Annotated in this window: 17 protein-coding genes, 5 tRNA genes and 1 pseudogene; 6 read left to right on the plus strand and 17 right to left on the minus strand. The window is 56.9% G+C overall.

The genetic code is table 11. The features are described 5' to 3' along the window. The first annotated feature begins 84 nt into the window (after positions 1-84). From DXD16_RS02830 to DXD16_RS02845, 4 genes are all read left to right on the plus strand, one after another. Positions 85-2,004 (plus strand): BMP family ABC transporter substrate-binding protein, encoded by a 1,920-nt coding sequence (locus tag DXD16_RS02830; RefSeq protein ID WP_117655045.1) that lies wholly within the window; start codon positions 85-87, stop codon positions 2,002-2,004. Then, positions 2,001-2,711, plus strand: coding sequence for a metallophosphoesterase (locus tag DXD16_RS02835; protein ID WP_117655046.1), 711 nt, complete (start codon positions 2,001-2,003; stop codon positions 2,709-2,711). The genes DXD16_RS02830 and DXD16_RS02835 overlap by 4 nt, the downstream gene beginning before the upstream one ends. 232 nt (positions 2,712-2,943) lie before the next feature. Further along, positions 2,944-3,504 (plus strand): RNA polymerase sigma factor, encoded by a 561-nt coding sequence (locus DXD16_RS02840; protein WP_117583099.1) that lies wholly within the window; start codon positions 2,944-2,946, stop codon positions 3,502-3,504. Continuing rightward, complete coding sequence (locus DXD16_RS02845) at positions 3,485-4,615, plus strand: DUF4179 domain-containing protein (RefSeq protein WP_117635373.1); 1,131 nt, start codon at positions 3,485-3,487, stop codon at positions 4,613-4,615. Before DXD16_RS02840 ends, DXD16_RS02845 begins: the two co-directional genes overlap by 20 nt. Positions 4,616-4,966: 351 nt before the next feature. Here DXD16_RS02845 and DXD16_RS02850 read toward each other — a convergent pair whose 3' ends face one another. From DXD16_RS02850 to DXD16_RS02910, 13 genes and pseudogenes are all read right to left on the minus strand, one after another. Beyond that, entirely contained in the window at positions 4,967-5,617 is a 651-nt protein-coding gene (locus DXD16_RS02850; protein ID WP_233502585.1) for an isocitrate/isopropylmalate family dehydrogenase, read from the minus strand. Next, positions 5,541-6,107 (minus strand): annotated as a pseudogene (locus DXD16_RS02855) (hypothetical protein). Before DXD16_RS02855 ends, DXD16_RS02850 begins: the two are co-directional and overlap by 77 nt. A 463-nt stretch (positions 6,108-6,570) precedes the next feature. After that, entirely contained in the window at positions 6,571-7,278 is a 708-nt protein-coding gene (gene rplA, locus DXD16_RS02860) for a 50S ribosomal protein L1 (RefSeq protein ID WP_089572518.1), read from the minus strand. Positions 7,279-7,395: 117 nt separating this feature from the next. Then, positions 7,396-7,824: a 50S ribosomal protein L11 gene (gene rplK / locus DXD16_RS02865; RefSeq protein WP_022093893.1), complete on the minus strand. Its 429-nt coding sequence runs from the start codon at positions 7,822-7,824 to the stop codon at positions 7,396-7,398. Between the two features lie 120 nt (positions 7,825-7,944). Beyond that, complete coding sequence (gene nusG, locus DXD16_RS02870) at positions 7,945-8,481, minus strand: transcription termination/antitermination protein NusG (RefSeq protein ID WP_006234984.1); 537 nt, start codon at positions 8,479-8,481, stop codon at positions 7,945-7,947. Between the two features lie 3 nt (positions 8,482-8,484). Continuing rightward, positions 8,485-8,823, minus strand: coding sequence for a preprotein translocase subunit SecE (gene secE / locus DXD16_RS02875; protein ID WP_006234983.1), 339 nt, complete (start codon positions 8,821-8,823; stop codon positions 8,485-8,487). A gap of 76 nt (positions 8,824-8,899) precedes the next feature. Continuing rightward, positions 8,900-8,975: transfer RNA gene (locus DXD16_RS02880), tRNA-Trp, on the minus strand. A 13-nt stretch (positions 8,976-8,988) separates the two neighbouring features. Next, positions 8,989-9,138 carry a 50S ribosomal protein L33 gene (rpmG, locus tag DXD16_RS02885; protein ID WP_117655047.1) on the minus strand — a complete coding sequence of 50 codons (150 nt, stop codon included), beginning with the start codon at positions 9,136-9,138 and terminating at the stop codon, positions 8,989-8,991. 277 nt (positions 9,139-9,415) lie between these two features. Next, on the minus strand, positions 9,416-10,606 hold the full coding sequence (gene tuf, locus DXD16_RS02890) for an elongation factor Tu (RefSeq protein ID WP_117563790.1): 1,191 nt from the start codon (positions 10,604-10,606) through the stop codon (positions 9,416-9,418). A gap of 96 nt (positions 10,607-10,702) precedes the next feature. Beyond that, positions 10,703-10,779 (minus strand) — tRNA-Met (locus DXD16_RS02895). Positions 10,780-10,782: 3 nt separating this feature from the next. Continuing rightward, positions 10,783-10,858: transfer RNA gene (locus tag DXD16_RS02900), tRNA-Thr, on the minus strand. Positions 10,859-10,868: 10 nt separating this feature from the next. Next, a tRNA-Tyr gene (locus tag DXD16_RS02905) sits at positions 10,869-10,950 on the minus strand. A 431-nt stretch (positions 10,951-11,381) separates the two neighbouring features. Next, a complete protein-coding gene (locus DXD16_RS02910) occupies positions 11,382-12,215 on the minus strand; it encodes a MurR/RpiR family transcriptional regulator (protein ID WP_158551516.1) in 834 nt (277 codons plus the stop codon). A 151-nt stretch (positions 12,216-12,366) separates the two neighbouring features. On the opposite strand from DXD16_RS02910, the gene DXD16_RS02915 reads away from it, so the two are divergent. Beyond that, positions 12,367-13,785: a glycoside hydrolase family 1 protein gene (locus DXD16_RS02915; protein WP_117646059.1), complete on the plus strand. Its 1,419-nt coding sequence runs from the start codon at positions 12,367-12,369 to the stop codon at positions 13,783-13,785. Between the two features lie 9 nt (positions 13,786-13,794). Then, on the plus strand, positions 13,795-15,195 hold the full coding sequence (locus DXD16_RS02920; RefSeq protein WP_117646058.1) for a PTS transporter subunit EIIC: 1,401 nt from the start codon (positions 13,795-13,797) through the stop codon (positions 15,193-15,195). A gap of 533 nt (positions 15,196-15,728) precedes the next feature. Here DXD16_RS02920 and DXD16_RS02925 read toward each other — a convergent pair. From DXD16_RS02925 to cysS, 4 genes are all read right to left on the minus strand, one after another. Beyond that, positions 15,729-15,803: transfer RNA gene (locus DXD16_RS02925), tRNA-Thr, on the minus strand. Positions 15,804-16,000: 197 nt separating this feature from the next. Next, positions 16,001-16,678 carry an NYN domain-containing protein gene (locus DXD16_RS02930; RefSeq protein WP_006234978.1) on the minus strand — a complete coding sequence of 226 codons (678 nt, stop codon included), beginning with the start codon at positions 16,676-16,678 and terminating at the stop codon, positions 16,001-16,003. Between the two features lie 3 nt (positions 16,679-16,681). Then, entirely contained in the window at positions 16,682-17,596 is a 915-nt protein-coding gene (gene rlmB, locus DXD16_RS02935) for a 23S rRNA (guanosine(2251)-2'-O)-methyltransferase RlmB (RefSeq protein WP_117655049.1), read from the minus strand. Between the two features lie 186 nt (positions 17,597-17,782). Beyond that, positions 17,783-19,249: a cysteine--tRNA ligase gene (gene cysS, locus DXD16_RS02940; RefSeq protein ID WP_117655050.1), complete on the minus strand. Its 1,467-nt coding sequence runs from the start codon at positions 19,247-19,249 to the stop codon at positions 17,783-17,785. Position 19,250: the final 1 nt, after the last annotated feature.

Consider the following 19,250-nt stretch of genomic DNA (forward strand, 5'->3'; position numbering starts at 1 on the left):
AAGGGGACAGGCACCTTTGTGGTGGTTTCGCATCGTGGTACCATGGTTCATATCGTTGTTTAAACGACTAAGGGAGTAGACACCATGGAAGAGGCCTATCGTCAAGCGCGCAAGCGCGGCGAACAGGAACGCCGTCGCGCCATCAGCCAAAGCGAGCATCCATATCTTACGGACCTCGACAGCTTGGTCGCCCAGCTTCCCTGCGGGCAGCGCGAGAACATCGGCCTGCGGGACATTCCGCTCGAAATGGTCGTCGGCACGGTTACCAAAGGTCGCCAGTCCGCCTTTTCGTGTAACTTTATGCCGCTGCTCCCCTGGAATACCGAATTCGCCCGCAAATGGTCCAACCTCTACGATATCCAAATCTCCGAGGGCTACCGCGACCCCATCATCGTCACCGAGTTCATGCACCGCTTTTACGTCCAAGAGGGCAACAAGCGTGTCAGCGTCCTCAAATTCCTTGACGCTCCGACGGTCTCGGCCAAGGTGACGCGTCTGTACCCCGGTAAGTGGGATTCCGTCGAGAGCCGCCTGTACGGTGAGTTTTGCGCCTTTTGGTACGTATGCCCCCTGTACGAGATTGAGTTTTCGCGCGAGGGCAGCTACGAGATGCTTGCCAAAATGCTCGGCCAAGATCTTGTCGAAAAATGGCCTCAAAAGAAGGTCGACTACCTACGTCACACCTTCCTGCTCTTTAAGCGCGCCTATCTTCGCGCAGGCGGCGACCACCTGGACATTACGCCCGCCGACGCCATGCTCGTCTACCTCAACGTGTACAACCAAGACCGTCTACTGGATACGCCGACGGACATCGTCGTAAACCGCCTGTGCAAGATTTGGCGCGAGCTGGTCATTGCCGGCAAAAATGACGAGGACAAGGTCGATCTTGTCGAAGCGCCGAGCGTCGATGAGCAAGAGACACCCGCCAAGTCCACCTCCGGCGTGCTCAACTTCTTTATGGGCAAGACCGTCTATTCGGCGGCCAACCCCCTGCGCATCGCCTTTATCCATGAGTTCCCCTGTGCGACGTCGAGCTGGGACAGCCTGCACGACCAAGGACGTCAGTATCTCGATGAGCACTTTGGCGGTATCGTGCGCACCGAGGCGTTCGAGGACTGTCACGATCCGGACGTGTTCTACGCCGCCGTGGAAACGGCTGTCAAACATGGAGCAAACGTCATCTTCTCGACCTCGCACCGCCTGATGGAATACACGCTCAGGGCTGCGGTTGAGTATCCCCAGGTTCGGTTCCTTAACTGCTCTATCGGCCTTCCCCACCAAAGCGTCCGATCGTACTTTGGCAAGATGTACGAGGCCAAGTTTCTCCTGGGCGCCCTTGCCGCCAGCATGGCGGACAACCACCGCATCGGTTATCACGCGTCAGTCTTCGCCTCGGGCGCACTCAGCGAGATCAACGCCTTTGCGATTGGCGCCTCGCTGCTCGACCCCCGTGCGCAAATTATCCTGACCTGGGGCGATGTGCCCGCCGGAGGCCTTGCCGAGGCCATGTGCCGCGAAGGCGTGAGCGTCATGACCGGCGCCGATATGTCCAAGTCTCTCGAGGACCCCACCGCCTACGGGCTTCACCGTCTGGTAAACGGCAAGGAAGTTACCGGTATTGCTATGCCGGTATGGAACTGGGGCCGTTACTACGAACTCATCGTACGCAGCCTACTGCACGGCACATGGGACGAGACCGCCGATGACCAGCAGGTGCGCGCCGTCAACTACTGGTACGGTATGAGCTCCGGCGTCATCGATATTCGCTACGCTCCGGGCCTACCCTATCAGACGCGTAAACTTGTGCAGCTGCTTCGCAACGGCATTGTCGAGGGCTCCATCAACCCATTTGGCGGCGAGCTCCACAGCCAGGACGGCGTGGTTCAGATTGAGGGCTTCCCTCCCCTGCCGAGTACGCAGATTGTCGAGATGAACTGGCTGGCTGACAACGTTATAGGCTCGATTCCGCAGCTCGATAACGAGCCGGAGGTCCGTGCCCTATGAATATCCTAGCCATTGCCGATGTAGAGGAGCGCTGCCTGTGGGAATGTTTTCGCAAGGAGCGCTTTGAGGACGTTGACCTGATTCTATCCGCAGGCGACCTGGATCCGGACTATCTTGAGTTTTTGGTCACTGTCATCAACAAACCGCTTGTGTACGTTCGTGGCAACCACGACGACCGCTACGCGCGCCATGCACCGGGCGGGTGCATTTGTGTTGAGGACAGCGTATATGTGTACCGAGGTATTCGCATTGCGGGTCTGGGCGGTTCCATGCGCTACCGCGACGGCGCGAACATGTATACCGAGCGCGAGATGGCAAAACGCATGCGCAAGCTATCGCGAAAAATCGCACTGGTAGACGGATGCGATATTCTACTTACCCATGCACCCGTCGCAGGCATGGGCGACCTGGACGACCTGCCGCATCGAGGATTCGGGTGCTTTAATGCGGCTCTTGAGTCTTGGGGTCCCGACTATATGGTTCACGGGCATGTGCACCAAAGCTACGGCCCCAACTTTCAACGCGAGCGCCAACACCCATGCGGAACGAAGATTGTCAACGCCTGCGGCTATACCAAGATCGAAATTGACGAGGCGCGCTACCCCACGCGCGGTTGGAAGGCCGCTTGGCTCAACTCGCAAACCATGCGCCGCGAGCTCAAACGCCACGAAGCAATCGAGTCTTCAACCGCCAGAACCCCCTGGTAACTGCCAACAACCACCACGAAGGGGATAGGCACCTTTATGGTGGTTTTGCTGACTCGTCCGACCTGTCCATCACGGTGCTTGTGTAATTAACGAGAACACTCATTGTTTTGTAAGGACGGCGCTCACGTGCCGTCTTTTTTTGTCAACTTATGCAGTCTCGACCGTGTTGTATGTAGAGGGACCTCGCGAGACGCCTTCCCTATATCCACCACGACCAATTGGAGGTGACACTATGCCTGCACGCCGTAACCGCAATAGCACGCTCCGATGCGATGCCGATCAGATCGAGCGGGAAGCAAAGCGCTTGGTCGACACGTATTCCGACCTCATCCTTCGATTGTGCTATTCGGCCCTTGGATCCGCTGACGACGCTCAAGACATCTGCCAGGACACGCTGATCAAGATTCTCCAACGCACTCAACCGTTCGACTCGCTCGAACACGAACGTGCTTGGGTGATCCGAGTCGCACTGAACGCATGTCGCGATATCGGCCGTACGCACGCGAATCACCCGGTTGTCGACCTCGATTCGCTCCCCGATTTCTGCGCACCCGTAACACATACCGAGCAAGAATTCGCGCAACGCGACTGCGCCATTCTTTCCGCTGTCACGGCCCTGCCTCAAGCACAGCGCATCGCCATCTTTTTGCACTACTACGCAGGCATGAGCATCAGGGAAATCGCAGACGCCGTTCACGCGACGCCAGCTGCAACCGCCCAGCACCTTAGCCGCGGACGTGCGTCACTTCGGCTTTCCTTGAAAGGAGACCACAATGACTACGAATTCGAATGACTATCGCCACGCCCTGGAGCACATTTCGTTTACCGATAATGCGAAGCAGCACATGGCAAACTCGATTGCTCAGTCCGTCGCCTCGAGCGATGCGGCGACCGCTCAAAGCAACTTTAATGGCACGCGACGCAAGCCGCGCATCGCCCGCCATCCCGTAAGAACAGTCGCTCGCATTGCCGCTGTAACGGCAGTCCTCGCTATCGTCATTGGAGGCGCTGGCACGGCTATGGCAACAGGCGTCCTGCCGCTTCCTTCTGACATGCTTTCCGACATCTTTGACGGACCTGCTTCTCAAACCGAGATCATCGACCGTATTGGCCGGCCCGTCGGTGCTAGCTGCTCCAACAACGGAGTCACCGTGACCGCCGACGCCATCATGGGCGACAAGGATATGGTTACCATCGCCTATACGCTTACGTTCGACGATCCCGCTGCCCTGAAAAAGCTTTCCGAGCCGGGCGAGAACGGAACTATCGCCGGAAGTGTCGATGGAAACGTATACGTTGATGGCGAGCATGGCGGCCAAGGCCAATCATGGCTCATTGACAAGAACCCCAATGACTCCAGCATTCAATACTTTGCACAGTTCAGCGTTGAATCACCCGGCCTTATGGGCAGGACCGTCCGCACGCATATCAACTCTCTCGTTGTGCCACGTGCTGGCAAAGAGCTTCCCGAGTATAAGAAAATACTTACGGGCCCATGGGATCTTAAGTTCCAGCTGAATTACGAAGATACATCCGTTACGATTCCCGCGCCCAAATCGGTCAACTTTAACGGCACCAAGGCGACGATTCAAGAGGCCACCGTATCCTGCGTTGGCGTTTCAGTCCGCTACAACATAGATCGTTCCATCGAACACGACAACAACAGCGGCAAGATGTCTCAAAACATGGAGGAGTCTATGGATGCCGTTGGCAACATACCCCTCATCGTGACGTTCAAAGACGGTCATGTTGAGGACGCAACCAGCCACAGCGGCTATTTCGCAAATAAACTGGATAACGGCACCACTGATGTCCACAAGACCTGGCCGTTCTCGCAAGTTTGTGACACAGACAAGATTGCAAGCGTACAAATTGGCGATACGGTCATTCCCATGAATTCGTAACGCTACGCGGCTCGTATATGCACCCGGTTCCGCACTTCGCGTCTAAAGATGCGCTGTCATCGAGCAGCGTGAGCGCAAGGCCGCCCGTATGGTCGGCTGGGAACACCTCGTTGCTCTAAAAACCACCACGAAGGGGACCGGCACCTTTGTGGTGGTTTTGCTGACTCGTCCGACCTGTCCCAACGGTTTGTCTCAATCTGTAACAGGTAGGGCCCAAATAATCGGTTAGCTGTTACAGATCGAGACAGACCACGGATGCTCGGCCGAAAATCTCAATCTGTAACAGGTAGGAACGATTTTGCCCCTTAGATGTTACAGATTGAGATATTTGACAGCTTGAATCGGCATCGCCTACAGCGCGGCGACGACCTTGTCGCCCATCGTCGTGGTGCCCAGGATCTTATCTGCCGGGGTGTTGACATCGGCGATGTCACGGGTGCGCCAGCCCTCGTCGAGCACGCGCGCCACGGCGCTCTCGATCCACGCGGCTTGCTCGCCCATGTCGAGCGCGTAGGTCAGCAGCATCGCCACCGACAAGATTTGAGCCAGCGGATTGGCCACGCCGAGCCCCGCGATGTCAGGAGCGCTGCCAGCGCTCGGCCCAAACAGCGATACGCCATCATCCAGCGAGGCAGAGGCAAGCATACCAAGCGATCCGGTAATCTGAGCCGCCTCATCGGACAGGATGTCGCCGAACATGTTCTCCGTCACCACGACGTCAAAGTCTGCCGGTCGACTGATGAGCTGCATGGCGGCGTTGTCGACGAGCAGGTCCTCAAGCTCCACGTCGGAGTACTCCTCGTCTTGCACGCGATGCACGATCTCGCGCCACATGCGGCTCGTCTCCAGCACGTTGCGCTTATCAACGCTCGTCACCTTGCCGCGACGTTTGCGCGCCGCCTCAAATGCCTGGCGCGCAATGCGCTCAATCTCGTACTCGCGATACTCCATCACGTCGACCGCACGCTGACCGGCCGCACCCGCAGCGCCCGCGCAGGTCACGAATGCGGGCGCCAAAGTCCCACGGCATGTTGTAGCCCATCGTATCGGGGATGTTCACGACCGTGGCACCGGCCTTTACGGCCGCCTCGATAATGCGCACCAGAAACTCCTGATCGGAGCGGCCGGCATCCTCGGCATAAAACTCAACATCGTCAACGAACTTGCGAGCATGTTTGACGGCATGAATCGCTCACTCAATTGCCCTTTCCTCAGTCATATGGAGCTTGTCGCGCAGGTGACTGGTGCTCACACCCAGCCCTGTATGGATACGGGGCCTCTGGGCCGTTTTGAGCGCCTCTGCAGCCACTTCGATATCCCTGTCGACAGCGCGCGTCAGGCCGCATACCGTGCATCGGTCGCCCGCAATCTTGCCAATCTCCTGTACGGAGCGAAAGTCACCAGGACTCGAGATGGGAAAGCCCGCCTCGATAACGTCCACGTTCATGCGCACCAGCTGGCGGGCGATGAAGAGCTTTTCCTCGGTATTCATGCTGGCGCCCGGCGACTGCTCACCGTCGCACAGGGTGGCGTCAAAGATTGTGATTTTGCGGCTTATATGTTCCTCCTGATTGACCGTTTTATGACAGATGGCTTTCAGGAGAGAGAAGGCCTAGAGATAGAAAAATACCCGTGTCGCTCATCACGCCTGAAAGCGGCAGACGATAGCGCACCCGGGTACAACAAATCGTTATAGCGAGATTACAACCCTAGCGCGCTATCCAATCTAGTAGCGCTAGGCCTAGGAGCTGTTGCGTGTTCTTAAACATGTTGGGCTCCCTTCGGCCTCGGGTAGTACTACATCGCGCTAAAGTACAACACAAGTAAAACCACCACAAGGGTGCCTGTCCCCTTCGTGGTGGTTTCGTTGACTCAAAAGCAAGAGACCCGGTCCTGCACGAGGCAGAACCGGGTCTCTTTAGCAATGCTTGCTTTGCTCAGGCAGTAACTGTTAGTTACTCAGCCAGGAAGTCGCGCTGGATAGCGGGATCGACCTTGACGCCAGGGCCCATGGTGGAAGACACGGAGATGGACTTGACGTACTTGCCCTTAGCAGAAGAGGGCTTGACGCGCAGGATCTCGGTGTACAGGGCAGCGTAGTTCTCGACGAGCTGCTGCTCAGAGAAGGACTTCTTGCCCAGGGGCACGTGGCAGATGCCGTAGCGGTCGGCGCGGTACTCAACGCGGCCAGCCTTGAGCTCGGAGACCATCTTGGCGACGTCCATGGTCACGGTGCCGAGCTTGGGGTTCGGCATGAGGCCACGGGGACCAAGGATCTTACCGATGCGGCCAACCTTGGCCATCATGTTCGGCGTAGCGATAGCGGCGTCGAAGTTGATCTCGCCCTTCTGAATCTGGGCGACAAGCTCGTCGGAACCGATGATGTCGGCGCCGGCAGCCTCAGCCTCGCGGGCCTTCTCGCCCTCGGCGAAGACGGCAACACGAACGGTCTTGCCGGTGCCGTGGGGCAGGGAGATGGAACCACGGATGTTCTGGTCAGCCTTACGAGTATCGATGCCCAGACGGAAGTGGGCCTCGACGGTCTCGTCGAACTTGGCGGTGTCGAGCTCCTTGATGAGCTTGGCAGCCTGAAGGGGGGTGTAGAGCGTGGCGCGGTCGATCTTCTCGGCAGCGGCGTTATAGCTCTTACCATGCTTAGCCATGTGCATTACCTCCTGTGGTCAAACGGGCGTGAGCCCTCCCACATCGTATCGTGTGCCCTATTGCACACATATAACGCGCGCCCCGGTCGGAGCACGCGTCATTACCTAAAGAAATCGCTACTCAGCGATGGTGACGCCCATGGAACGGGCGGTACCGGCGATAATCTTCTTGGCGGCGTCAATGTCGTTGGCATTGAGGTCCGGCATCTTGATCTCGGCGATCTTGGTGAGCTGCTCCTGGGAAAGCTGACCAACCTTGTCGGCCTGGGGCTTAGCGGAACCAGACTTGAGGTTCAGCTCCTTCTTGATGAGATGAGCCGCCGGCGGGGTCTTGGTGATGAAGGAGAAGGACTTGTCCTCGTAGACAGAGATCTCAACGGGGATGATGTCGCCCTTCTTGTCCTGCGTCTCGGCGTTAAAGGCCTGGCAGAACTGCATGATGTTCACGCCAGCAGCGCCCAGGGCGGGGCCGACGGGAGGAGCGGGGTTAGCTGCACCAGCAGGAATCTGGAGCTTAATGACGTTGGCAACCTTCTTCTCAGCCATGGTCATTCCTTTCGAATCACGAGTGTGAAGTACTTGCTATATCGTAAGCACGCACGTGTTAGAAGCACTCCTGAGATGAGCAGTCACAGAAGAAGCACGCTCGCGCGAACGGACGAAAACTTAAGCGATGACAGCGACCTGGTTAAAGTCGAGCTCGACCGGCGTCTCGCGGCCAAAGATCATCAGCGTGACCTTGAGCTTGCCAGCCTCGGTGTTAACCTCGGAGACCTTGCCATCAAAGTCGGTAAGCGGGCCATCGGTGACGCGGACGGACGTGCCGACCTGAATATCGACCGAGGTGCGCTTGGGCGAATCGCCCTTACCGGGACGACGAGTCATCTTGTTGTACTCGTCGCGGGAAAGCGGAGCGGGCTTGCCGTTGCCGCCCAGGAAACCGGTGACGCCAGGCGTGTTGCGAACGCACGTCCAAGCATCGTCATCCATCTCCATGCGGACCAGGACATAACCCGGGAAGATCTTAGAATCCTTGGTCTCGCGCTTGCCACCCTCTTTAATCTCGGTGACGCGCTCCATAGGAATCTCGATATCAAAGATACGGTCCTGCATGCCCATGGTCTCGATGCGATGCTCGAGATCGGACTTAACGCGGTTCTCGTATCCAGAGTAAGTGTGAACGACGTACCAACGCTTAGACATGGTTTAGCCCCTCAATCCAGAGAACAGAGCAAGAGCCTCGCCAAAGCCAGCATCGAGCAGAGCGATGACGACGCCGACGACGATCAGAGAAGCGCAAACGACGACAGAGTAGTTCACGAGCTCCTTCTTATCGGGCCACGTGACACGCTTCATCTCGGACTTGACCGAAGCGAAATACTTCTTGGTGCGGGCGAAGAAACCAGGCTTCTCGTTCTTCTTGGACTTCGCAGCCTTCTCGTTCTTCTTGGCAACGGCCTTCTTGGCCTCAACCTTGGAGTTGGCGGCAGCGTTATTGGCAGGCGCCTGCTGCTGTGCCTTCTTCTTGTTCTTCTTGTTGGCCATTTGGGTTACCTCCGCGCAATGCGCTTATACATGAGTAAACCGTAAGCCCCCAATTGGGAGCTTACGGAATAATGACTGGCACGCCAGGAAGGACTCGAACCCTCAACACTCGGTTTTGGAGACCGATGCTCTACCAATTGAACTACTGGCGTATATGACTAGAGACTAGCGAGTCTCTTTGTGCAACGTGTGGTGACGGCACCAGGGGCAATACTTCTTGATCTCCATACGATCAGGCATGTTCGACTTGTTCTTGGTGGTCGTATAGTTGCGGCGCTTGCACTCAGTGCACGCAAGAGTAACTAGAGTACGCATTTATCCTGAACCTTTCATTTCCGCCCCGTACGGGCACGAGATGGTACTTTATCAGCTCTATGTAAGTGCTGTCAATGAAAACCTCGAATCAATTGGTTCTCGGTGGATCCATTCATATTTGGAACACATCAATGAAGCCATCGAGAGCTAATCGACGGTGCAACCAGGACCATTATTGATCTTCTCGACACCAGCAACGGCTCAATATCCATTGCAGAAAAGAACCCGGCACCCATATAAGTGCCGGGTTCTCTAAGTCAACTATCAGAGAGCTAATTTACTCAATGATCGTGGAGACGATGCCCGAACCGACGGTGTGGCCACCCTCGCGGATAGCGAAGCGCAGGCCCTCCTCCATGGCGATCGGGTGGATGAGGTCGCCCTCGATGGTGATGTGGTCACCAGGCATAGCCATCTCGGTGCCCTCGGGGAGCTTGACCGTACCGGTAACGTCGGTGGTACGGAAGTAGAACTGAGGACGATAACCATCGAAGAACGGGGTGTGACGGCCGCCCTCCTCCTTGGTCAGAACGTAGATCTCGCCGGTGAACTTGGTGTGCGGGGTAACCGAACCGGGCTTGCAGAGAACCTGGCCGCGCTCGATGTCCTCGCGCTTGATGCCGCGGAGCAGCAGACCGACGTTGTCGCCAGCCTCGCAGAAGTCCATGGACTTACGGAACATCTCGATACCGGTAACGACGGTGTTCTGGGTATCCTTGATGCCGACGATCTCGACGGGCTCGTTGAGCTTGAGCTCACCGCGCTCGACACGGCCGGTAGCAACAGTACCACGGCCGGAGATGGTCATAACGTCCTCAACGGCCATCAGGAACGGGAGGTCGTTGTTACGAGCAGGCGTCGGGATGTACTCGTCGACGGCGTTCATGAGCTCGCGGATAGCGTCCATCCACTTGGCGTCGCCCTCGAGAGCGCCCAGAGCGGAACCACGGATGACGGGGATGTCGTCGCCGGGGAAATCGTACTCGGAGAGGAGCTCACGGGTCTCCATCTCGACGAGGTCGATGAGCTCGTCATCGTCAACCATGTCGCACTTGTTCAGGAAGACGACGATGTAAGGAACGCCAACCTGACGGGCGAGCAGGATGTGCTCGCGGGTCTGAGCCATGGGGCCGTCGGTAGCGGCGATGACCAAGATAGCGCCGTCCATCTGAGCAGCACCGGAGATCATGTTCTTGACGTAGTCAGCGTGGCCCGGGCAGTCAACGTGAGCGTAGTGACGGGCAGCAGTCTCGTACTCGACGTGGGAGACGGAGATCGTAATGCCGCGCTCGCGCTCCTCGGGAGCCTTGTCGATGTTCTCGAACGCAGTGAAGTCAGCCTTGCAGCCCTCGGTCTCGGAGAGAACCTTGGTGATGGCGGCGGTCAGCGTGGTCTTGCCGTGGTCGACGTGACCAATGGTGCCGATGTTAACATGCGGCTTAGTGCGCTCAAACTTCTCTTTGGCCATAAAGCCCTCCTCTAAACAGGTCGTCCCCGGACGGGACTTTGCCTTTATACCATAGTGGCCTCTCAACATACTATTGAGAAGCCACCGTGTTACCTATGGTAGCGGTGACTGGATTCGAACCAGTGACGCCACGGGTATGAACCGTGTGCTCTAACCAACTGAGCTACACCGCCGGATGGAGCCTGCAACCAGACTTGAACTGGTGACCTCTTCGTTACCAACGAAGTGCTCTACCGACTGAGCTATACAGGCACTTGACGGGTGGGAGCTATAGGATTCGAACCTATGTAGGCAGAGCCAACGGGTTTACAGCCCGTCCCCATTAACCACTCGGGCAAACTCCCAATCGTTCAAGTATCCGCAGGTCCTTTGGTCTTTTGGACCGCCGCCCCCGCGAACGAAAAAGATAATACGATGCAACCTTGGGGGCTGTCAACGAAAACCTCTAGATACACGGTTCCGGGCGTATCTATATAGCCGTGACCTGCGGTTTTGCTGAGTTTGATTATGTGGAGTGATGAATTTGGCAATGCTGGCGTCATTTCCCAAGGGCACACTTTGGCGTGATGGAGTATGTCTGCAGTCTCGACCCTCGATAACGGATCCCTTGCGCTTATTACATAGGTCGTGATCGGCCTTCACCGGCACAATTCAGCGTGGATTTTCTCCCGTTTGACATCGAGCGTGGATAATCTCCCACTTTTGGCGTGTTTCTGAGGCCAAAGTGGCAGATTATCCACGCTCATTCTCTAGGCGGGAGAACTATAGAGCCGAACTACTCGGGCCAGGCCAAAGTAGACCCATAGAGCGGCTCCCCCTTGGTGCAGGGGTAGCGACTCAAGTAACACGACGATAGCAAGTCGAAGAAATAAGTCATGGCATATTTCGAATAAACGCCGAGTCGGTCAATTCCGTTTCCCGCATTACCAAGACGATATACACGGTCAAAAGACCTCGATTTGTCATCGTTGCTAAACGCAGTAATTAGAATCTTCCTGCCCGAACGGCAATCAAGATACTCACGTGCCTGTGGCGCAAATAGCCCGGAGACCGATACGAGAATTATCAATGACTGCGAAACGTCTCCCATGTTTTTCAATTCCGCGACGTTAGCCCCAGCAACTATGCGAACTATCTTGCCCGCATAAAACATTTCCTGCTGAAATCGTACGAGATTGGCGCTCACATTATTGGTGCACCAGATTTCAACGTTTTTATGGCCATCAATTTCGTCGGCAAGGTGCTTAATAGCGATATCGGACACGCCGCTTTCAACCTCAGCGAACATCTCGATCATGCGAACGTCGAGCTCTGCCCTGTACTCCTCGTAGCCAAATTCCTCCTCTCGATGGCTTAAGTCGCTTGGAAAGACTGATTGAGTAAATGATTCTTTCAAATCGCTAAGAGACTGGTAGCCCAATCGATTGCAGAAACGACGAACAGCGGAACGGGTCACGAATGCATCGCGGGTTATTGCGGCAACATTGATTTCGCTCGAACGCCTAATGTGAGCGATGAGATATCGAGCGATGGCGGCATCGTTTGACCCAAACTCGCTGTTGATGATTGAGCTAATGCGATTGAGCACATCGAAGTCATTGATATTCACGTGATCCCTCTTTCCGCTCTCCTCGAAATCATGGTTCATTTATTGAATCAAACAGCTTTGGTCGTTCTCCTATGATTCAAATCAGTTGACGTCATCTTAATCGTAATTCCGCCACACGTATCCACCGTGTTGAATGATGGAAAGGGGATTCATGGACAACGTGAACAACATGCCGTTTCTCTGGGGTTCCGCCACGGCGTCTTATCAGTGCGAGGGTGCCTGGAACGAAGACGGCAAAGGCCTTGGCGAGTGGGATTTCTTTAGCCACACAAGCAATAAGAACATCAACCATGTTGACGGTGATGTATCTTGCGACTTCTACCATCGCTATGAAGAAGATATCCGCATGATGAAAGAAGGCGGACAAAACACTTATCGCTTCTCTCTTTCATGGAGTCGAATCATCCCCACGGGTATCGGCGAAGTGAATGAAGAGGGTATCGATTTTTATAATCGGGTCATTGATTGTTGCCTCGAAAATGGCATAGAGCCCAACGTTACGCTGTTCCATTACGATCTACCATTCACGCTTGCTTGCAAAGGCGGATGGCTGAACAACGACATGGCAGAGTGGTTCTGCAAATACGCCAAGATTTGCTTTGAGCGCTTTGGAGACCGCGTCAAAATCTGGGCTACCGTTAACGAGCCGCATTTCTACAGCTACTGCGTAAACATGTTGGGCAACTATCCCCCCAATCGATCGCTCGACGTTCAGTCGTACATGCAGTTTCAGTACAACCTGATGCGCGCGAGCGCACTCGCAGTCCGAACATATCGTCAAATGGGCTACGACGGCATCATCGGCGCCGTCCACGATGGCGGCGTTGTCGAACTCGACCCGGCAACCGAGCACCCTGATGACGTATTTCGATACGCAGACTTTTTCGCCAATCGCATGATTCTGGCACCAGCGCTTCAGGGTCAACTGCCGCCAGAAATGGACGAAATCCTTGAAAAACTTGGCGTCTCGCTCTATCGATCCCCAAATGACGTAGAAGAATTCAGAGACGGTAAAGTCGATTTTATTGGACTCAACGTGTATTGCCGAGAGTATGTAACCGACTGGCACGGTGGAGAGCTTGCCGTTTCGGCGAACAATAAGGGCGGTTCGAGCAAAAAGGTCGAAGGAAAATGCATTGCGCCCTTGTTTGAAAGCGCCCGCGACAGCAATGTTCCCCGCAATAAATGGGGCCGCGAAATACTCCCAGGTTGCATGTATTCAACCATCATGGATGTCCACGAGCGCTATGACGCGCCCCGCATCTTTATTACGGAAAACGGACATGGCGCCTATGAGCAACCAGACGCAGACGGAATGATCCACGATGATGACCGCATCGAGCTTCTGGGCCAGTTCATCGAGCACATGATGAGGGCTAAGCGCGACGGCGCGCGCGTTGAGGGCTACTACCTCTGGTCGACGATGGATCTGTATAGCTGGATCAACGGCTACGAAAAACGATACGGACTTGTCCATATCGACTTCGAGAACAATCTGGAGCGCACCCCCAAAAAGAGCTGGTATTGGTACCGAGACCTTATCTCGAAGTATCAGGAGCAGGAAGGTTAGGAGAAAGAGATGAAATATCAGGCAATGTCCGAAACAGTCCTAAAGGCTGTTGGCGGCAAAGAGAACATTACATCGGTAACTCATTGTGCGACGCGCCTTCGCATCGACGCACGAGACACCTCGATCATCGATCTCCAGCTCGCCAAATCGGCCGATCAGGCGCTCGGGGCAGTAGTCAGCGGTGGCCAGCTTCAGGTGATCATCGGCCCCAACGTCACCGAGGCTTACAACGACTTCCTCGACTTCGCGGGAATCGAAGTCGGCGGTGGCACGGTTGCCGACGATGCCCAAACCGCCAAAGACCTTGCAGAAGGCATTAAAAGCGGTAACACCGCCATGGGCTTGATTGAGAAATTCGGGAACGTCTCTGCACAGGTATTCATGCCCATCGTCCCGGCGCTCATCGTTGGCGGACTCATTCTTTCGATCAAGAATCTCCTGGTCAATTATTGCGGATTGAGCACCGATAGCGGAACCGCCCAGGTCCTGTTGGCGATCTTTAGCGCTTCGTTTAGCTTCTTACCCGTTTATCTTGGTTATCAGCTCGCGGCCGTCATGAAGATGCAGCCCATCATGGGCGCATTGCTGGGCGCGATCATGATCAGCTCGTCCATTAGCGGTGCCGAGGGTCTCGACTTTCTTGGTATTCCCATCCCGACGAACGACTATTCGAGTACGGTAGTGCCCATCGTACTGGGCGTTGTATTCATGTACTTTGTCGACCGCGGCCTTCAGAAGATCATTCCCGACGTTACCAAACTGTTCTTGAAGCCGCTGCTCACCATGATCATCGTCGTGCCCGTCGAGCTTATTATCCTTGGCCCCGCCGGCAGCATGATGGGCTACGCGCTGAGCGATGCCGTCACGTGGCTTATGGACAACGTGGCATTTATCGCTACTCCGATCCTGGCAGCCCTTAACCCCTATTTCGTCATGCTCGGTCTCGATAAGGCTTACATCGCAATCGAAGTTACGAGCCTGGCGCAGCTCGGTTGGGCACCCATTATCTTTGGATTCATCTCGAACCTCTGCATTGGCGGCACGAGCCTCGCCCTGGCAACTGCCATGAAGGGAAACAAAGAGAAGAGGGGTATGGTCACCACGGTTGCCGTCACCGCACTCTGTGGCGTAACCGAGCCCGCGTTCTACGGTTGCCTCATCGAGCGTCCCCGCCTGCTTGTCGGCACGGCAATCGGCGCGCTCTGCGCTGGACTCCCTGCAGGCATCTTTGTTCTGAAAGAGTATGTTGCGGGAGCATGCCCCGGCCTTCTTTCGGCACTCATCTTTATCGCTCCCGATGGGTCCATGGGTAACTTCGTGCTGGCATGCGTTGTCGCCATCATCGCCATCGTCGTCTCCTTCATCGCTGCACGCGTGATCATCAAGAAGAACCCCAGCTATATTGAGTAGATGCCCGCTGTTTACATTGGGGACATCCTCGGCAGACCATTAGCAAGAACCCAAAAAGTTCCTTAGGAGCTCGATTAATCCATTCGGATTCCTGAGGCACAAACGACCCCGATTCCACAATGAAATCGGGGTCGTTGTTTCTAAAGCCGTCGATAGACAATCGGTGTTTACCTTAGCTCCCTATCCAAGTTAATTATCCACGCTCGTTCTCCGGTCGGGAGATTTTCTTAGCTCGCGTATCCAGAAATCCACGCTCGAGCAGGACATCCAGATCCGCGCCCGCCCTTGTCTCGATCTGTAACAGCAAGAGGCCTATTCCGCTTCTACATGTTACAGATCAAGATATTCCTAAAACACCCTAAGTTTCATCTCAATCTGTAACAGTTAGATGCCGAATATCGGTCTTGGTGTTACAGATTTAGACAAACTGGAGGACGAGACAAACCAAAAACGGGATGGGCGCTAACCCGATGGCGCACCACCTAAATAGAAACGGGCTCTGTCCCTCTTGGAGACAGAGCCCGAAACTCTCATGGAGCCAGTGACAGGAATCGAACCTGCAACCCACTGATTACAAATCAGTTGCGCTACCGTTGCGCCACACTGGCACACTTGGCGCTTTCGCGCGAAGCCAATTAAGAATAAAGGAATTGCTGACGAGGCGCAACAGACCCTTCGACCGACCACATCTCAAAACTATTCGCCAGAACGAATAGTTTTATCTGTTCGCCAAAACAAAAAACTATTCGTTTTGGCGACGGCAACGGGCTGGCCAATTGGGAAACGGGTCTCTATAGATACTCCCCTACCTCCCGCGAAGGGCCTTGAGCTTGGCCAGGGCATCGGGGCTCAGGCGACTGCCCAGAGTCATCTTGATCTGCGGAGCTTCCTCGGCCTCGTGCACGTCGTTGTCGATCTGTTTGATCTCGTCCACCAGCATGCGGCTCGAGATGCGCGTAACACCCTTGCCCATGACGACGGCCTGGATCGTGCCGTCGCTCGACACCACGGAGCACGCGCGGCCTTCTTCGCGCGCCTCGATGCAGAGCTTCTGCACCACGGTGTCGGCCGATACGCCCGTCGGCGAAAACTCGATGCGCACGCCGCGGGCCGGCAGGTTGGGGCGCTCGCTGGAGATATTGCCCGCGCCGTCAAACACGATTACGGCCTCGTAGCGGCCCTGGGCAAACGCGGCAACATCGTTGATGAGTGCCGTGCGCGCCATATCGTGAACGTCGCTGGAATACGGATCATCGGAATGGTCGTAGACGAGCTTTTCGTAGCGCGGCGTGCAGTGGATCACGTTGTAGCCATCGACCACCAGCAGCTCGGGCTTATTGGAGTGCACCGTCGAGACCGGGTCGGCGATGGCCTGCGCAAACGCATTGCCGCCCACGCCATAAGTCGCGGCCGAAACAATCGGCTTGGCCGAGCCTTCGCCAAAGCGCTTGGCCTTGGACTTGGCGCGGTTCTTCTTGGACATGCGCTACTCCTCCCCCATGAGCTCGCCGGCATTGCGGCGCAGCCACTCAAAGCACAGCGCGGTGGTCGCCTGGGCCACGTTGAGACTCTCGGTCATGCCGCGCTGGGGAAGCTTGGTCAAAAAGTCACATTTCTCGAGCACCAGACGCGAGATGCCGTCGCCCTCGGAGCCCATGACGAGCGCCACGCGGCCCTCGAAGGGAGCATCCCAGCAGCTGCCCTCGGCATGCTCGGAAGCGCCACCCACCCAAAAGCCGGCGGCCTTGAGGACATCGAGCGCACGGGCGATATTGGGCACCTGCGCGATAGGCAGATGCATGACGGCGCCGGCGGAGGTCTTGTAGCTGCCCACGGTCACGCCGGCGGCACGCTTGTTGGCGATGATGACGCCCGCTGCGCCCACAACCTCGGCAGAGCGCACGATGGCGCCAAAGTTACCGTCGTCGGTCACATGGTCGAGCACCACGACAAGCGCCGAGCCCTCGCCTGCGCGGTCGAGGATGTCGGCGACATCGGCGTAAGGGAAGTTGCCCACCTCGAGCGCAATGCCCTGGTGAGCGCCATGGCTCGACAGCGCATCGAGCTGCGCGCGCGGCACATACTTAATGCGGACGCCCGTGGCGTTGAGGTCATCGACCAGGCGCGACAGAGCGGCATCGCGCTCCCCGCCCTCGGCGATGAGCGCGCACTTGATGGGAAAACCGGTGCGCAGTGCCTCGGCGGCAGCACGACGACCTTCGATAAACTCGCCCTTGGGAACCTGGACAGCGTCGCGGTTACGATCGCGTTGCGGACGTGCGGCCTGGGCGCGATCGCGCTGGCCCTTGGGAGTGGCAGCGCGGTCGTTGCGGCGAATCGGACGCGAGCCAGAAGCAGTCTGCTTGCCGCCACGAGGCGCACGCTTGCGATTGTCGGCCATAAAACGGCCTCCTTTAAAAAATTTTCAAACAGGACAAAAGAAGCGACCGCTTAAGACGAATAGCTCAAGCGGTCGGTACGGGTTTTCCAAGTGCCCGAGATTGCCGTGAAAGAGGAGCGACGCGTACTTGAGTACGCGAGCGACGGTTTGAACGGCAAGGTCGGGTGCTTGGGAAACCCGCGGGGATTAGAGAGATTTAATACGAGTGCCCGCGGCAGTATCCTCAATGGTGAGGCCCAGGTCCTTGAGCTGGTCGCGGATGGCGTCGGCCAGATCCCAGTTCTTGGCGGCACGGGCCTCGGCGCGGGCCTCGAGAATCTTGGCGGCGGCCTCGTCCACGTCGTCGCCCGTGTAGGCGACCAGGCCGGCGGCAACGCCCAGCAGACCCAGCGGCAGCTCGACCTTGGGCTCGGGGAGCTCAACGCCAAACGTATCGAACAGCTCGGCCAGCGTATCGGCAGCAGCCAGGACTGCGGCCTTGTCGGCAGCGTCGCCCGCCTGCTCCAGGTACTGGTTGCACTCGGTCACAAAGCCAAAGACAGCACCCATGGCACCGGCAGTGTTAAAGTCGTCGTCCATGCACTCCTTAAAGGCGGCACGGGCCTCGGCGGCCTTAGCGGCAAACGCCTCGGATGCTGCCTCATCGGCATCGGCCGTCGCATGGTTCGCGGCCCAGCGCAGGTTCTCGACCGTACCGGCAATGCGTGTGAGCGAGTTCTCGGCACCATCCAGACGCTCCCAGGAGAAGTCAAGCGGCGAGCGATAGCTCGTCTGCAGCATCAGCAGGCGCAGAGCGGCAGCGGAGTGCTGCTCGAGCACCTCGGCCAGCGTAAAGAAGTTACCGAGCGACTTGGACATCTTCTCGCCGTCTACCAGCAGCATGCCCGTGTGCATCCAGGTGTTGGAGAAACCCTGGTGCCAGGCGCAAGTGGCCTGGGCGCACTCGTTCTCGTGATGCGGGAAGGCAAGATCGGAGCCGCCGCCGTGGATGTCGATCGGGGTGCCCAGGTAGCGGTGCACCATGGCGGCGCACTCGGTGTGCCAGCCGGGACGGCCCTCGCCCCAGGGGCTCGGCCAGCTGGGCTCGCCGGGCTTGGCGGCCTTCCACAGGGCAAAGTCGAGCGGGTCGTTCTTGTCCTCGTTCTCCTCGATGCGCGCACCAACCATAAGGTCATCGATGTTGCGGCCCGAGACCTGGCCATAGTTGGGATCGCTGCGCACGGCAAAGTACACATCGCCGTTATCGGCGGCGTAAGCGTGGCCCTGCTCGATAAGCGTCTTGATCATGGCGATCATGGGGCCGATCTCCTTGGTGGCGCGGGGGCGCACATCGGGATCGAGCACGTTGGCGGCGCGCATGACGCCGATGAACTTGCCAGAGAACTCCGTCGCGACCTCGGCGGCCGTTCGGCCCTGCTCGTTGGCGCGCTTGATGATCTTGTCATCGACATCGGTGAGGTTCTGGGCGAACGTGACCTCGTAGCCGCTCGCGATGAGCCAGCGACGAATCACGTCAAAGCTGATGAACGTGCGGGCATTGCCGATGTGGATGTTGTCGTAGACCGTGGGGCCGCACACGTACATGCGGACCTTGCCGGACTCGATGGGCTGGAACTCTTCCTTTTTATGGGTAGCGCTGTTGTAGATACGCATT

It is taken from the genome of Collinsella sp. TF11-5AC, assembly GCF_003436775.1.
Classification (GTDB): domain Bacteria; phylum Actinomycetota; class Coriobacteriia; order Coriobacteriales; family Coriobacteriaceae; genus Collinsella.

Coding starts and splice junctions, on each gene's coding strand:
- DXD16_RS02840 (WP_117583099.1), top strand. CDS start 2,944: ATGCCTGCACGCCGTAACCGCAATAGCACGCTCCGATGCGATGCCGAT.
- tuf (WP_117563790.1), bottom strand. CDS start 10,606: ATGGCCAAAGAGAAGTTTGAGCGCACTAAGCCGCATGTTAACATCGGC.
- cysS (WP_117655050.1), bottom strand. CDS start 19,249: ATGCGTATCTACAACAGCGCTACCCATAAAAAGGAAGAGTTCCAGCCC.
- DXD16_RS02920 (WP_117646058.1), top strand. CDS start 13,795: ATGAAATATCAGGCAATGTCCGAAACAGTCCTAAAGGCTGTTGGCGGC.
- rpmG (WP_117655047.1), bottom strand. CDS start 9,138: ATGCGTACTCTAGTTACTCTTGCGTGCACTGAGTGCAAGCGCCGCAAC.
- rplA (WP_089572518.1), bottom strand. CDS start 7,278: ATGGCTAAGCATGGTAAGAGCTATAACGCCGCTGCCGAGAAGATCGAC.
- secE (WP_006234983.1), bottom strand. CDS start 8,823: ATGGCCAACAAGAAGAACAAGAAGAAGGCACAGCAGCAGGCGCCTGCC.
- DXD16_RS02915 (WP_117646059.1), top strand. CDS start 12,367: ATGGACAACGTGAACAACATGCCGTTTCTCTGGGGTTCCGCCACGGCG.
- DXD16_RS02930 (WP_006234978.1), bottom strand. CDS start 16,678: ATGTCCAAGAAGAACCGCGCCAAGTCCAAGGCCAAGCGCTTTGGCGAA.
- DXD16_RS02830 (WP_117655045.1), top strand. CDS start 85: ATGGAAGAGGCCTATCGTCAAGCGCGCAAGCGCGGCGAACAGGAACGC.
- rplK (WP_022093893.1), bottom strand. CDS start 7,824: ATGGCTGAGAAGAAGGTTGCCAACGTCATTAAGCTCCAGATTCCTGCT.
- DXD16_RS02835 (WP_117655046.1), top strand. CDS start 2,001: ATGAATATCCTAGCCATTGCCGATGTAGAGGAGCGCTGCCTGTGGGAA.
- rlmB (WP_117655049.1), bottom strand. CDS start 17,596: ATGGCCGACAATCGCAAGCGTGCGCCTCGTGGCGGCAAGCAGACTGCT.
- DXD16_RS02845 (WP_117635373.1), top strand. CDS start 3,485: ATGACTACGAATTCGAATGACTATCGCCACGCCCTGGAGCACATTTCG.
- nusG (WP_006234984.1), bottom strand. CDS start 8,481: ATGTCTAAGCGTTGGTACGTCGTTCACACTTACTCTGGATACGAGAAC.